Genomic DNA, 13,282 nt, shown 5'->3' on the forward strand with positions numbered 1-13,282 from the left:
ACGTCACCGGATCCACCGTGTCCACCCCAAACCTAATGTTCCGGGGGCGTGCTTTCGGGATGATCGGGCCATGGTGCGCATCGCGGCGGTGGGAGATCTACATGTCCGTCCTGGTACCGCCGCCCGGCTACGGCCGCGGTACCAGCGCGCGGCCGACGTGGCCGACCTCCTCCTTCTCGCCGGCGACCTCACCGAGGCAGGCGATATCCCCTCCGCCGCGCAGGTGTGCGAGGTGTTCGGCGGACTTGACCTGCCGGTGATCGCCGTCCTCGGCAATCACGACTACGACCGGGGCGAGGAAACGGCGATCGCCGCCATGCTGACCGACGCCGGCGTGACCGTGCTGGAGGGAACCGCGACCGTCGTCGACATTGCCGGCAGACAGGTCGGGATCGCCGGCGCCAAGGGATTCGGTGGCGGGTTCGCCGGCCGCACGGTCGCCGCGCACGGTGAACCGGAGATGAAGGCGTTCGCGTGCCACGCCGAGACGGCGGCCCAGACCTTGCGCGACGCGTTGGGGCAGCTCGACGTCGACCTGCGGGTGGCGCTCACGCACTACGCGCCGAGCAGGGACACGCTGGCCGGAGAGCCGTTCGAGATCTACCCGTTCCTGGGCAGCTACCTGCTCGGCGCGGCCATCGACGACGAACCCGCGTCCCACACGCAGGGCGCTGGCACACGGCACCCGGTCACCCTCGCCCTGCACGGCCACGCGCATTACGGCACCGAAGTCGGCGTCACGCCCGCCGGCACGCCGGTCCGCAACGTCGCCGCACCCGTCATCGGCGCCCCGTTCGCCGTCTACCAGCTACCGGACGTGCACCGCATCGGCTGACACGACAGGGCCGTCGAGACGACAGGGCCGTGGCACCGGCCGCCGGTGCGTCCCTTCCACGCATGAGCCCGCGGGTGGTGATCGCCGAGGACTCGGCCCTGTTCCGCGCCGGCCTGGCCCGGCTCCTCGAGGACGACGGCCATGAGGTGTGCGCGGCGGTGGGCGAGGGCGGCGCGCTGCTGGCCGCGGTCGCCGAGCATCAGCCCAATGTGGTCGTCGCCGACATCCGCTCGACGCAGTGTCATGCCGTGACGTGCAGGTCGACGACGCGGTCCTCGGGATCGCGCAGGACGTGATCGCCCGGTTCCAGCGCGATCCGCAGGCTGTCCAGGGGGACTGTCAGACCAATCCTGGTCCGCCCGGTCGCCGTGCCGGCGCCCGCCGGGTAGAGCTCGAGGACCGTGCCCCCGGCCAGTACCGCGGCGTAGTGCTCGGGGCCGCCACCGTGGCGCTCACCTTCGAACACCAGCCCCAGGTTCCGGTAGAAGTCGCGGCAGGACGCCAGGCGGGCACCGTAGAGGACAAGCAGGTTCACCTGCACCTGGGTCGAGGGTGCGCGGTCCAGGTCGAGTCTCGCCGTTCCAGGGAGGGCATTCCTGCTCCGGGATGCGTGGGACATCGTCCTCATGGTGCTTCTCTCGGTCGGGCGCCGCGACCGTTGGACCGTCCGACTGGACCGTTCGACGGACACCGACCGCTACCATCGCTCACCATCAGTGGGATGGATCGGGATCGGGATCGGGATCGGGGGACGCGGCGGACGGCGGTGGCTGGCAGCGAAGCCGAACGCTCGGCCGGGACGCCGTCACCGCGGCGGGCACGGATCGCCAGCATGATCGCGATGGTGCTCATCGGGCTGCTCGTCGGCTCCTGGGCACCGCGGATCCCCGGGGTCAAGCAGCACCTGGGGGCCAGCGACGGTCAGCTGGGGCTGGCGTTGCTGGGCGCGCCGTTCGGCGCCGTGGTCACGATCTGGCTGACCGGGCGGCTGCTTGACCGCATCGGCAGCCGCGCCGTCCTGCGGATCACGTTCGCTCTCACCTGCGCCGTCGGGGTGCTGATCGCGCACGCGGGGACCGTCACCGGGCTGTTCGCGGCTCTCGCCCTGTGGGGTGCGGCCGGCGCCGCCGCGGACGTGGCGCTCAACGCCCAGCTCGCCGTCGTCGAACGCCACTACGGCCGGCCGATCATGACCACCGCCCACGCCGCCTGGGCCGGTGGGGCGCTCGCCGGCGCCGGCCTCGGCTCGGCCGGCGCGGGGCTCGACGTCCCCCTCGACGTCCAGTTCGCCGCCGTCGGCGCAGTCTGCCTCGCGGTGATGGTGCTGGCGACACGCGCCATGCTCCCGCACGACGACGCCGGCGGCGCCGCCACCGACACGCCCACGGCGATCGCGCGGACGGCGACGCGACAGCTGACGGCGACGCGCAGGCCGTGGCGGTCCGCTCAGGGGCTTCGGCGGGTTCGGATCCCCCGGGCGCTGGTGGCGCTGTGCGCGATGGCCTTCGCCACCATGCTGTGCGAGGGCGTGGCCGCCGACTGGAGCGCCCTGTACCTGCAGGATGTCACCGGCGCCGCCGCCGGCGTGTCCGGGGTCGGCTACGTCCTGTTCGCCGTCGCCATGCTCGTGACCCGGCTCGTCGGCGACACCGCCACCGCACGCTTCGGACCGGACCGGGTGGTGCAAACCCTGGCCGCCGTCGCGGCCGGCCTGTTCGCCGTGGCTCTGGCGACCGGCTCCAGCGCGGCGGGAACCGTCACCGGCATCGCGGGCTTCGCGGCTCTCGGTGTCGGCACGGCCTGCGTCTTCCCCGTCGGCGTCTCCGCCGCCGTGCGGGTCGGGACCACCGCGGGCTCCGCCCTCGCCGCCTTCGCCACCTGCGGCTACATCGGCTGGCTCGCCGGCCCGGTCCTCATCGGCGCCCTGTCCGACCTGATCGGCCTGCACGCCGCGATGGCCGTCGTCCTCGCCCTGCTCGCCCTGATCGTGCTGCTCTCCCCCGGCCTGGCGCAGGCGATCGGCCAGGGGTCCAGCCGGATACCCACCGAGCCACCGGACACCAAGAGCGGCGTCACAGCCTGATCACGATCACGCCGCGGACAGTTGTCCGACAGGCGCACATCACACCGGACCTCGCGACACATGGAAACAGCCGAGAGACCTGCCGCCACGACTGCGATCCTGACACCAGGCCCACCAGCGGACTGGTCGGCATCACGACTACTCAGGCTCGAGCAAGCCAGATCGAGGTCACCGACGGCCTCGAAGGACGTACGCCCTGGACGCGATGGACTCGACGCGGAGGTCAAAAGCATCGCGACAGGCACCGTCGGGGACCGGCCGATCGCCGTCACCGGCAGCGCGGACGGCACCGTCCGGCTCTGGGACCTGCGCACCCGGGCCGGGGGCCGCCTTGTCGGCGCCCACGACGCCGCGGTCGGAGCCATGGCCATCGGGACCGCGCGGGGACAGACCGTCGCGATATCCGGCGGCGAGGATGGCGACGTCCGACTCTGGAGGCTGACCGAAAGCTCCCCCATCGGCGTCTCCCTCGGCGGCCGGATCAGCAATGCGGTCAAGACCGTCGCCATCGGCGCGGCGCATGGCAGGGACCTGGCCCTCGCGGGTAGCGACGATGGCGCCATTCGCCTCTGGGACCTGGCCACCGCCCGCCTCTACGGGCCAGGCCTCACCGGCCCCGGCACAGGCCCGGAAGCACTGGGCATCTGCTCTCTCAACGCCCGTACCACCGTCCTGTCCGGACACTGGGATGGCACCTTGTGGACGTGGAGCCTGTAGCCGGGACCCGCGTCGCCATCCGCCATCCGTACGCGCCGGCGAACGTCGCGCCGCCGGCCAGGACCGCCCCGGCCGGGCGCGCGCCGTCGAGCCAGGCCAAGAAGGCCCAGATCAGGGCAATGCTGACCGACTCGGCGGGACAGAGCCTTCCGACAGGCAGGCGAATTGGCCCGCGGACTCAGCCCTCGAGGAAGACGATGCGTTCCGGGGGGACGGTGAGGGTGACGGTCTGGCCGGTGGTGCCCGACGCGGTGGCGACGGTGACGAGGCTGTCCAGGGCGGTGGCCTGGCCGTCGGGGACGGTGAACAGGCGGTCGTCGAGGGTGGCGAGGAAGTCGCGGAAGCCCGACAGGTCCACGCCGCCGGACTCGTCGAGGGTCAGGTACTCGGCGAGGCGGCGGAACAGCTTCGGCAGGACCACAAGGTCGTCGGTGAGCGCGGCGCGCGAGGAGACGGTGAATCCGGCGGTGGTGACGTCGAGCTTCCAGATGCCGGTGGCGGCACGCCGGGCGGCCTCGGTGGTCGCGGCGAGATCGGCGCGCAGGTCGGCGTACAGCTTCGAGTAGAACGTCGGGTACACCCAGCCGGCGGCGAGCAGCCTGTGGTTGACCGAGCGGTGCAGGCCCTCGACGTCGAGGAACACCGACCCGCCGTCCCGGGTGCCCGTCGGCGGTTCGCCGGCGAACGCCATCGCCACCGCGCGGCCGTACTTGTCGGCGAAGCGGGTGAGGATGTAGCCGTCGGTCTGGGTGGGGGTGGCGGCGGTGACGGTGCCGCCGGTGGTGCGGGTGACGTCGGTGAAACCGAGTTCGCGCAGCAGCGCGTCGGCGGCGCCGGCACCGAACTCGGGCCGCTGGTGCCACTCGTGCGGGGCGTGCGGCGGGGTGTAGTGGGTCTCCAGGGCGTCGATGGCGTCCAGGCGCAGCTGCACACCACCCGCCGCGTTCGCCTTCACGGCGATGCCGGCCCGGCGGAAGGCCTGCCGGTCGCGCGGATAGAACCGCACCGAGTCCCCGTCCGGCGACGCGCCGACCACCCGATAGCTTCCCATGATCAGCGTCAATGGCACGGTCCGTATCTTCCCGGTCGCCATAACCGCCATACCACCGCCCGCCATGAACGCCCGATGAACACTGGATCATCCGGGTCCCACCGGCACGAACCGGGTCAGGCCGCGCGCCCGAGGCGTTCCGCGGAACGCCACAGCCCAGACGATCCCCGCGCCGCGCGCCCACCGGAGTGGCGCGGGGCCGAGCCGCGGCGCCCGACGCGTTCCGCGGAACGCCACAGTACGGATGATCTCCCCCTGGTGGTCCGGTGCGCCTGCTGGCGGAACTGCCCGGGATGAGCAGCCCGCGAGGACCGGGACCCACCACCGGCGGGCCCGTGCACCGCCCGGCGAGGCCCTGCCCGACGCCGGCCCCGCCGGGATCCTCCCCCCGTCCCCGGCCGGCGGGCACCGCCACGTTGGCGCAGGCAGAGCTGCCCGTCCGGGCCCCGCCACCCGCACCCGACACGACAACCGACCGCGCCCGACCGTCACCGCCTGACGACGCATGACGCTGCCCACGCCCCGGCCGGACCCCACGGCCCGGCCGTCCGCCCTACCATGGAGATGATCAGCGAGACGATCGGCCACCACGAAGGGTGACAACGACGTGACCACGTTCGAGGACGCCGCCGCCCTCAGCCGCGCCGAGAGCGGCCTCGCCGTCATCTCGACACAGCGGCCCGACGACGCCGGCATCCAGGCGTCCGTCGTCAACGTCGCGTTCATGGACCATCCGCTCACCGAGAAGCCGGCCGTCGCGTTCGTCACCTACGGCGGGATCAAACTCGCCCACCTGCGAGCCCGGCCGGCCGCGGCGGCCACCGTGCGCTCGGGCTGGCGGTGGGCCACCGTCGAGGGCAGCGCCGAACTCATCGGCCCCGACGACGCCCACCCCGACGTCGACGCCGAACGGCTCCGCCTGCTGCTGCGCGAGATCTTCACCGCCGCCGGCGGCACCCACGACGACTGGCCCACCTACGACCGCGTCATGCGCGAACAGCGCCGCACCGCCGTCCTGCTCACCCCCACCCGCGTCTACGGCCCCTGAGCGTCTACGGCCCCTGAGCGTCTACGGCCCCTGAGCGTCTACGGCCCCTGAACCCGGCTCCGTCCCGGCCGAGCACCGCGGCGACCCGAGCGGCTGGCTCGGCCACACGCGTGGCCCACCGGCCGCCACCATGAGTGGCAGATCCGTTGTGATGGGTATCCTCTCCGTTCATGGAGGATCGGGGGATCCATACCGCTGGCGCGCCGCCGGCCACACACAGCCATGAGGCCGATCGTCGGAGCCTGGCACCACGCCGGGTGCCGGCTGCAGCGCGGCCCGACATCGCGGAGCGGCGTCAATGACGCCACCACTGCCCACAGAGCCCGACGGCGCGGACTTCTCCGTCGTCCAGCGCCGCGCAGCCCGCGATGCCGCACAGCGCCGAGAGCGCTACCACCACCTGACGACAAGCCTGGACGAATGGGCCGCACTCGCCGCGGCTGCCCGCGTCAACGACGACGCCCGTGACCGCCTCGACCGGCTCCTGGACCCGGGCTCGCCGTTGCACGCCGCGCTCGCCGAGGCGCACCGGCCGTGGCGCGGCGGCGAGGACCGCGGTGTCGCCCGTGACCCCCTCGAGGACGAACGGGACGACGACAGTGTTGATCTCGCCGCTGCCAGCGCCATCCTCTCCGTCATCAGGACGCTGTGTGGGACCGGCACGCGCGCGCAGCTGCGGGACGCGGCCGAGCACTGGACCCGCGCCTGCCTTCCCTCGATCGGCGGTCCAGGCCACCCCAGCGCCGCCAGGACCACGGCGGTCGCGATGATCGACGGCGTTCCCGGACTGCCGCACCGGGGGCTGCTGACGCTGCTCGCGTGGCGGCTCGCGGGCACGGAGCCACGAGTTACCCGCATGATCCGTCTCCCGGTGCTGTTCGACCGCACCACCACCGGTGCCCGCGCCTTCCTGTGCCTGCGGGTCCTCGACGCAGGCCCGGCCGGATTCCATCCCGACCCGGTCATGGCCTTCCTCGCCGCCGACGCCCCGTTCGCCGACGCCTTGCGCCGTGCCTGGCGAGGATCCCCGCTGGCCGGGACAGGCAGCTGCGTGACCTGGGCCGTCCTCGGCGAGGATGGTCGACCGGTCAACGACTTGGCCGACGGCTCCCTGGGCGGCGCTGTGGCCGTCGGACTCGTCGAGCTACACCGGCTGCGCTGGCGGACCAGCCGCGTCAGCCCGCGCCGCCTCGACAGGCGATGTGCGCTCAGCGCCGCCCTCGACGCCGACGGCCGCGAGCTGCGGCCGATCGCCCCGAGCAGTCTAGCCCGCAAACTGCGTGCTGCAGCCGAGGCGGGTGTCAGCCGGGTCATCGTGCCCACCGCCAACGCCGATGATGCCCGCCTGGCCGTCCGTGCGCCCACGGCGGCCGGCGGGCGCCAGATCCGCGTCGACGCCGCCGCGACCGTCGCCGAGGCAGTGCGGCGCACGCGCATCACAGTCAATCCCGCGTTCGCCTGGCCGGTCGCCGTCGTTGTCATCCTCGCGACGGCGGCGGGCACGCTGACCGGCGTGCTCTCCTCGAGCGAGCAGGCCGCACACCGGCGCACGGTCGACGCGCAGCGCCAGGCAACGGTACGCACCTTGCAGGAGCAGGCGGCCGGTCTCGCCGGTCACGACCCGACCACCGCCCTGCGGCTCGGGGTCGCCGCGGCCAGGCTCGACCACGGCAGCCCGCCGAGCCTGGCGGCACTGCGCGAACTCCTCGACGCCACGCCGACTCGACGTGCCACGGTCGGGCATCCCAGCGCCGTGAACCGCGTCGCGGCCGATCCATCCCGCCGACTGTTGCTGACTGGCTCCGGCACCAGCGTGCATGTCTGGGACACCGCGTCCTCCCGGCCGCGGCAGGTCGGCGAGCTGCCATCCCACACCAGCGTCAACACGTTCGCGCTGGGAGCGGGCGCGCGGCTAGCCGCAAACCTCGACGGACACGTCTGGCTGTGGGACCTGCGCGATCCTTCGCGCCCACAGCGCCATACCGTGCTAGGCGGCCCGGCGACCGACCTCCGCTTCAACGCCGACGGCGGGCGCCTGGCGACAGTCTCGAACGGCGGCGCCGCCGCGCTGTGGGACACCCATGATCTCGATCATCCGCGCCGGCTCCTTTCCCTGCCGGCGGCGGTTACCTCCGCATCTGTGGACAAGGCCGTGATCGGACTCGACGGCGACGCCACCACCTTGGCCCTGGTTAGCGGCGGAGCCCTGCGGGCCTGGGACATCACGGATCCCGCGCATCCACGCATTATCGGCGTGTTGCCACAGCCCGCCGATCAGAAGGCCGTCACGCTAGCTCTCGACCCGCACGCGGCGCTCCTCGCCGTCGGCTATGACGACACCACCATCCGCCTGTGGGACCTGCGTCTGCCGACCTTGACGTCGCCCGCTGCCACGCTACCGCCGTCGAGTGCCGGAGTCTCCGACCTCGCGTGGAGCCCAGACGGCGCCATGCTGGCCGTCTCTCGGAAGCCAACCGGCACCGGCGCTGCGGCAAAGGCGGCGACCGTCGTCTGGGATCTTCGTGATCCGGTCAGGCCAAGGCAGGCCATGACCCTTCCTGCCCAGGCGGCTGCTGTGCGCCTCGCCTTTCCCGATTCCGGCCTTCTCGTCGTGTGCGACGATGAGGGCACTGCCACCGAGTGGCGCCTGCCCGGTAGGCGACGCTGGTCGGCATTACGGGCGGCACGTCTTTCCGGGGATTTGACCCGAGTTGGCGTCACTGCCGATGGGTCGCTGGCCGCGGTCGCCGACCCAGTTGACACCGTCACGCTGTGGGATGTGACCAACCCGTCCAACCCGCGGCGGCGCACGGCTGTCCATCGCGGCTCCAACCCCGACCGGGGCGGATATGTCCAGAGCGTCGCCTTCAATCCGGCCGGCACCGTGCTCGCGATCGGCGACGCCTCGGGGTTCCGGCTCTGGGACGTGCGCCATCCTGACTCGCCCGTGCCGCTGCCAGGGCCAGCGAATGGCACGCCTGGCGGCTCAGGGAGCCCCGAGGTGTCCGGCAGGACTGAGGCTGCCGTGCTTGCCTTCTCACCCGACGGGACCGTGCTGGTCAGCGGTACCCAGGGGGTGATGCGCACCTGGTCGCTCACCGGGAATACACAGCCGAAGCTGAGTGGAGTGTTAGGCGGATCCAATACCGTCGGGCTGTCCGACGTCACCTTCGGCCCCGACGGTTCGCTGATGGCCACCGTCGCGGATCAGGGCACGGTAGTGTGGGACGCGCGGAATCCCGCCCGTCCGGTGTTTCGGGCCCGGATGAGTACGCCGGGTGCCCAGCTCGCCCGGATCTCCCCGGCCGGCCAGGTCCTCGCCACCGCCGGGTCAAACGGCACCGTCACCCTGTGGAGCGTCGACGATCCGACCCGTCCGATGTCTCTGTTTTCGTTTTCGGCGGCAGTCGCGAACCTGTCCTCACTCACGTTCACCGTCGGCGGGTCTGTGCTCGTCGTCGGTGGCCGCGATGGTTCGATCGATGTGTGGGACGTGCGGCGCGCCGCACGTCCTCGGCGCCTCAATGCCCCCATGGCCGTTGAACGCGGGAGGGCGGTCACGACACTGGTGACCAGCGATGTGGGTGGCGGCACCCTGTGGAATCTCGCCGATCTCGCCAGCGAAGTCGGCAACGAACTTGTCGAGGCCTGTGCTAGGGCCGGACGCGGCCTCAGGGAGTCGGAGTGGCATGACTACCTGCCCGATCTGCCGTACCAGAAGACCTGCACCCATTGATGACAAGCGGGACCTGGCACCCGATCTGTGAGGATCGGAACCGTCACGGAAGACGTCTTCAGGGGCAGGCCTTGATCGTTGGAGATCGCCGGTTAGCCCCGCGGTGGCTCGCGTGAGCTCACCCCGGACAATAGATGTCATGGCCGCGCACCGCGAAGATGGCTACCGCGACGATTCGTGCGGCATGGCGTCCACTGGCACGATGTTTGGGCATGAACTGGTCGTGCACCTGTTCACGGCGACGCAGGGGCCACGCGCCGCCGACGGCTACGCCGCGCTGCGCGCCATCTGGGCGGACTGCCGCGAACGGCTGGGCATGGGCCACCCCGTGCCCGGCCAGGACCTACCCACCACGCTGGCGTCGACCATGCCGCCACCGTGGTCTACGCCCGAGGGCGTCCTCGCCGCCCAGGAGAAACCGGACGCGCACACCGAGGAGGTGCGCCAGGCGGTGCTGCGCCGCGACCATGACCTGTGGTGCCTGTCGGTGATGGTGGCCCCACCACCGGCCGCCGAGCCCCCGTTGACCTGGGCTGACCTGGACATCGAACTGTGGTCCATGCGCGGCGTCCGGGACGACGCCCTTCTTGGGACGGCCTGGATCTACCAGGGCCGGTGGGGGGTTCCCGGCCGCGTCCCGCGTGTATCGGTGCCCGCCAGCGCCGACACCGCCCGGCGATGCGTGCCGTCCTTGCCGCCCGCGCTAAGAACAGGCTCCTGGCTGACGCGGGGCACCACCACCGGTCAGGGCTTCGGGGTGTGGGAGACCGGGCGGACAGACGACACCCGGCGCGACCGCGCCCTGCTCGTGCTCGCCGCGGCCGACGACGACGAGGCACTGAGCTGTTGGAGCTGGTCGCGCCCAGATGCGGCCATGCCGACGCTGGTGACCTATCTGGCGGCAACCGCCAAGATCCGCTACCAGCTGCGGAGCTGGGGCGACGGCGTGGCGACCCACCAGCTACTCGAACGCGCCGAGCGGGCGGCGCGGCATGTACGTGCCCACCTGCCCCTCCCAGACCCGACCGCGGTCGACGAGGTGCGTACGGTCGCGGTCGACCTGGCGGCCCTGACGGCGAGCCTGGCCACGCGGCGCCAGAGCATCCGCCTCGCCGCCCGCAACGCCCGCAGCGCGCTGCGGGCGGACGGCACGACTCCCGGCGAGCACGATGTGTTCGGCGAAGATCTAGCCCTCGCCAGTCATGTCGACGACCAGCTCGACGCCGACCTGATCTTCCTGGACGCGGCGACCCGCCAGGTCAGCGCCACACTCGAGGTCGCGATGCAGGCCGGCCGATCGCCCGGTGATGCTCCCCCGCACCAACGCGTGGGGAGCCCGCTTCCCAGCTCCGCGGCCGACAGCGCGCTGCCATGGCCCCGTGACCTCGCACTGTCCGACGACGACCGGGCGACGTTACGCGCGGAACTCGCGGCCGCCTTCAGCCCTGGGCAGGCCCGTCACCTGGTCGAGGAGCTCGGGATTCCTCGCGCACGGCACCCGCGGGTGGGCGACGGCGACGGCTCGCCCCTGTCGTGGTGGACGGAGATGTTCCACGAATTCGACCGAGGCCCGGTTCCCGAACCGTACCGGCGTCTGCTCGCCGCCGCTCTCGCCCGCTACCCGTACAACGCCCGCCTGTACCTGCTGGGCGCACGCCACGGGCTTGGCTTGACCACAGATCACGGGGACGTCGAGCCCAGAGCGACCGGTGAGTGAGCGAGGGCACGGCCGGCATGCGGGAACCTACCTGTGGTGACATGACACCGACGTAACGGCTCGATACCGCTACGCTGGCAGCTATGGGGGACCACCGGGGGGACCGTGCGCGGTCGCCTGCGCCGGCACAAGAGGCCGAGCTCGCTCGGCTTCTCGAGGACATGCAGCGCTGGCGGCTGTCAGCCGAACAGTGGAATCGCATCACCGACCTTGTGCGCTCCTGGCCCGCGTCGGGCAGCAACGAACGCGAGGAGATCCTCGCCGAACTCGTCGGGGTGGCCCGCTCGCAGGCCAAACGATTCGGTCGCCCTGATGACGGCACGCTGAACCCACCGCCGCGCGCCCTGCGCAACGTCCTGCAGCACGGTCCGGGTATTCCCGAGCCTCCGGCGGACGACACGGCATCCCAGCCCAAGGACAACGCACCACCGACCGGCGGCGAGATCAGGGCCCGGGCCATCGCGAACCCCGCCGCCGAGGAGCCTCTCGCAGCCCTCGCCACGCTGCTGCGCCGCGCGGGTCGACAGACTCGGTCGCTGTCGACGTTCCACCGCGGCCGGGTGTCCTGGGCCGAGACCGAGGACGCCGCACGGCCTGGTCAGGTGGCGGAATCCCTCGTCGAAGGCATGCGGGTGATCCAGACGTCGGTCGGGCCGGCCGCCGTGCATCTGCTCATCGCCGTGGGGGCCCGCGGCCGTGACGGCGATGTTCTCGCTGTCACCGTCACAGCGGGTGAATCCGCCGATAACGCCGATTCCGACGCGCAGCCGGCAGGCGCCGATGCCTACCTGCTTCCTCTGTGGCGCAACGCCGACAACGAGTTGATCACTGGTCTGGACGTGGCCACCACCGAGGCCACCGTCACCCTCACGATCACCGAACCGTTTCCGGCCACGCTGCTGGGTGCGGACGAGGCCACGCTGGTTCGCCGATCGGTACCGGTCGGTTCCCGCTCCGCCCGCAACGCCTGGCGGCGCATCGCCCGCGCTCGTCGCGAGGATGACACCGTGCGGGGCGCGATCGTCGACGCCCTGCGCTGAGCACCCCTCGGCCGGCCGAGGATCAGCCGAATCCCCGCGGGATACGCACACGGCGGACGATGTCCGCGACGATGCTGCGTTCCATGCCCAGCACGCCACCGTCCATGCCGGCGGCGTCGAGGATGAGCCGGTGGGCGAGCACCGGAACCGCCAGGTCCTTCACGTCGCCGGGGTCGACATAGCCTCGCCCGTCCGCGGCGGCGCGCACCCGCGCCGCCCGGAGCAGCGCCACACCGGCCCGGGGACTCGCACCCAGGGCGACGCCCGGCGCGGCACGTGTCGCCGCCACCACCTCCACGATGTACCTCAGGACCTGATCGGACACCTCGACCCGGCGGGTGAACGCCAGCAACGCGCGGATCTGCCCGGCACGCAGTGCCACGGGCAGGGCCGCGCCGTGCCGGCCTTCGTGATGGTCACGCAGGATGTTGACCTCGGCGACCGGATCCGGATACTCCAGCCGCGTCCGCAACAGGAACCGGTCGAGTTGCGCCTCGGGCAGCGGATAGGTACCCGCCATCTCCACCGGGTTCTGGGTGGCGATCACCACGAACGGGTCGGGCAGCGCGACAGGAGTGCCTGCGACGGTGACCTGCCCTTCCTCCATCGCCTCCAGAAGCGCCGACTGGGTCTTCGGCGACGCCCGGTTCACCTCGTCGGCCAGCACCACGTTCGCGAACAGCGGACCCGCGCGGAACTCGAAGACGTTGCGCGCCTGGTCGTAGACCTCCGCGCCGGTGATGTCCGCGGGCAGCAGGTCGGCGGTGAACTGGACGCGGGCGAAGGTCAGGCCGACCGATTCGGCGATGCTCCGTGCCAGCAGCGTCTTGCCGACGCCGGGCACGTCCTCCAACAGCAGATGCCCTCGGGCCAGCAGGCAGGTGAGCGCGAGGCGCACCACCTCGGCTTTGCCGCGCACACGTTGCTCGACGTTGTCGGCCAGGTCGTCGAACAGATGGCGATAGTCGGTGCTGGTCAGTCCCGGACGATCCGGGGGTGAGGAGGTGACCATCCGCTGGTCCTTCCTGGCATCCGTCGGGTGATGGCTCTCGGGT

11 protein-coding genes and 1 pseudogene are annotated in these 13,282 nt (G+C 72.0%); 9 read left to right on the top strand and 3 right to left on the bottom strand.

Going from position 1 to position 13,282, the window contains the following annotated elements:
* Positions 1 to 70: 70 nt before the first annotated feature.
* Positions 71 to 835: a metallophosphoesterase family protein gene (locus C1A33_RS10415; RefSeq protein ID WP_101831310.1), complete on the top strand. Its 765-nt coding sequence runs from the start codon at positions 71 to 73 to the stop codon at positions 833 to 835.
* 62 nt (positions 836 to 897) lie between these two features.
* Positions 898 to 1,131, top strand: coding sequence for a response regulator transcription factor (locus C1A33_RS10420; protein WP_101831329.1), 234 nt, complete (start codon positions 898 to 900; stop codon positions 1,129 to 1,131).
* Here C1A33_RS10420 and C1A33_RS10425 read toward each other — a convergent pair.
* Complete coding sequence (locus tag C1A33_RS10425; RefSeq protein WP_243407394.1) at positions 1,077 to 1,454, bottom strand: VOC family protein; 378 nt, start codon at positions 1,452 to 1,454, stop codon at positions 1,077 to 1,079. The genes C1A33_RS10420 and C1A33_RS10425 overlap by 55 nt on opposite strands.
* Positions 1,455 to 1,667: 213 nt before the next feature.
* Between C1A33_RS10425 and C1A33_RS10430 the strand changes: the two genes are divergently transcribed.
* From C1A33_RS10430 to C1A33_RS36475, 3 genes and pseudogenes are all read left to right on the top strand, one after another.
* Positions 1,668 to 2,918: an MFS transporter gene (locus tag C1A33_RS10430; protein ID WP_165818321.1), complete on the top strand. Its 1,251-nt coding sequence runs from the start codon at positions 1,668 to 1,670 to the stop codon at positions 2,916 to 2,918.
* A gap of 60 nt (positions 2,919 to 2,978) precedes the next feature.
* Positions 2,979 to 3,224 (top strand): annotated as a pseudogene (locus tag C1A33_RS37875) (WD40 repeat domain-containing protein); the annotation flags it as partial.
* A 57-nt stretch (positions 3,225 to 3,281) separates the two neighbouring features.
* Entirely contained in the window at positions 3,282 to 3,635 is a 354-nt protein-coding gene (locus tag C1A33_RS36475; protein ID WP_243407395.1) for a WD40 repeat domain-containing protein, read from the top strand.
* 178 nt (positions 3,636 to 3,813) lie between these two features.
* Here the strand turns inward: C1A33_RS36475 and C1A33_RS10435 are convergent, their stop codons facing one another.
* Positions 3,814 to 4,704: a nuclease gene (locus C1A33_RS10435; protein ID WP_101831331.1), complete on the bottom strand. Its 891-nt coding sequence runs from the start codon at positions 4,702 to 4,704 to the stop codon at positions 3,814 to 3,816.
* 589 nt (positions 4,705 to 5,293) lie between these two features.
* On the opposite strand from C1A33_RS10435, the gene C1A33_RS10440 reads away from it, so the two are divergent.
* The 4 genes from C1A33_RS10440 (at position 5,294) to C1A33_RS10455 (ending at position 12,227) form a co-directional block, all read left to right on the top strand.
* The gene (locus C1A33_RS10440; protein ID WP_101831312.1) at positions 5,294 to 5,734 is read left to right on the top strand and encodes a TIGR03618 family F420-dependent PPOX class oxidoreductase; all 441 of its coding nucleotides are present in this window, start codon (positions 5,294 to 5,296) and stop codon (positions 5,732 to 5,734) included.
* A gap of 298 nt (positions 5,735 to 6,032) precedes the next feature.
* Positions 6,033 to 9,470: a WD40 repeat domain-containing protein gene (locus C1A33_RS10445; protein WP_101831313.1), complete on the top strand. Its 3,438-nt coding sequence runs from the start codon at positions 6,033 to 6,035 to the stop codon at positions 9,468 to 9,470.
* A gap of 184 nt (positions 9,471 to 9,654) precedes the next feature.
* Positions 9,655 to 11,187, top strand: a complete 1,533-nt coding sequence (locus C1A33_RS10450) for a CATRA conflict system CASPASE/TPR repeat-associated protein (RefSeq protein WP_101831314.1) — start codon at positions 9,655 to 9,657, stop codon at positions 11,185 to 11,187.
* Positions 11,188 to 11,270: 83 nt separating this feature from the next.
* The gene (locus C1A33_RS10455; protein ID WP_133150633.1) at positions 11,271 to 12,227 is read left to right on the top strand and encodes a CATRA system-associated protein; all 957 of its coding nucleotides are present in this window, start codon (positions 11,271 to 11,273) and stop codon (positions 12,225 to 12,227) included.
* A 22-nt stretch (positions 12,228 to 12,249) separates the two neighbouring features.
* Here the strand turns inward: C1A33_RS10455 and C1A33_RS10460 are convergent, their stop codons facing one another.
* The gene (locus C1A33_RS10460; RefSeq protein WP_101831316.1) at positions 12,250 to 13,239 is read right to left on the bottom strand and encodes an AAA family ATPase; all 990 of its coding nucleotides are present in this window, start codon (positions 13,237 to 13,239) and stop codon (positions 12,250 to 12,252) included.
* Between the last annotated feature and the right edge of the window lie 43 nt (positions 13,240 to 13,282).

It is taken from the genome of Frankia canadensis, assembly GCF_900197875.1.
Lineage (GTDB): Bacteria > Actinomycetota > Actinomycetes > Frankiales > Frankiaceae > Frankia > Frankia canadensis.

Coding starts and splice junctions, on each gene's coding strand:
- C1A33_RS36475 (WP_243407395.1), top strand. CDS start 3,282: ATGGCCATCGGGACCGCGCGGGGACAGACCGTCGCGATATCCGGCGGC.
- C1A33_RS10420 (WP_101831329.1), top strand. CDS start 898: ATGAGCCCGCGGGTGGTGATCGCCGAGGACTCGGCCCTGTTCCGCGCC.
- C1A33_RS10460 (WP_101831316.1), bottom strand. CDS start 13,239: ATGGTCACCTCCTCACCCCCGGATCGTCCGGGACTGACCAGCACCGAC.
- C1A33_RS10445 (WP_101831313.1), top strand. CDS start 6,033: ATGACGCCACCACTGCCCACAGAGCCCGACGGCGCGGACTTCTCCGTC.
- C1A33_RS10455 (WP_133150633.1), top strand. CDS start 11,271: ATGGGGGACCACCGGGGGGACCGTGCGCGGTCGCCTGCGCCGGCACAA.
- C1A33_RS10425 (WP_243407394.1), bottom strand. CDS start 1,454: ATGTCCCACGCATCCCGGAGCAGGAATGCCCTCCCTGGAACGGCGAGA.
- C1A33_RS10450 (WP_101831314.1), top strand. CDS start 9,655: ATGGCGTCCACTGGCACGATGTTTGGGCATGAACTGGTCGTGCACCTG.
- C1A33_RS10415 (WP_101831310.1), top strand. CDS start 71: ATGGTGCGCATCGCGGCGGTGGGAGATCTACATGTCCGTCCTGGTACC.
- C1A33_RS10430 (WP_165818321.1), top strand. CDS start 1,668: ATGATCGCGATGGTGCTCATCGGGCTGCTCGTCGGCTCCTGGGCACCG.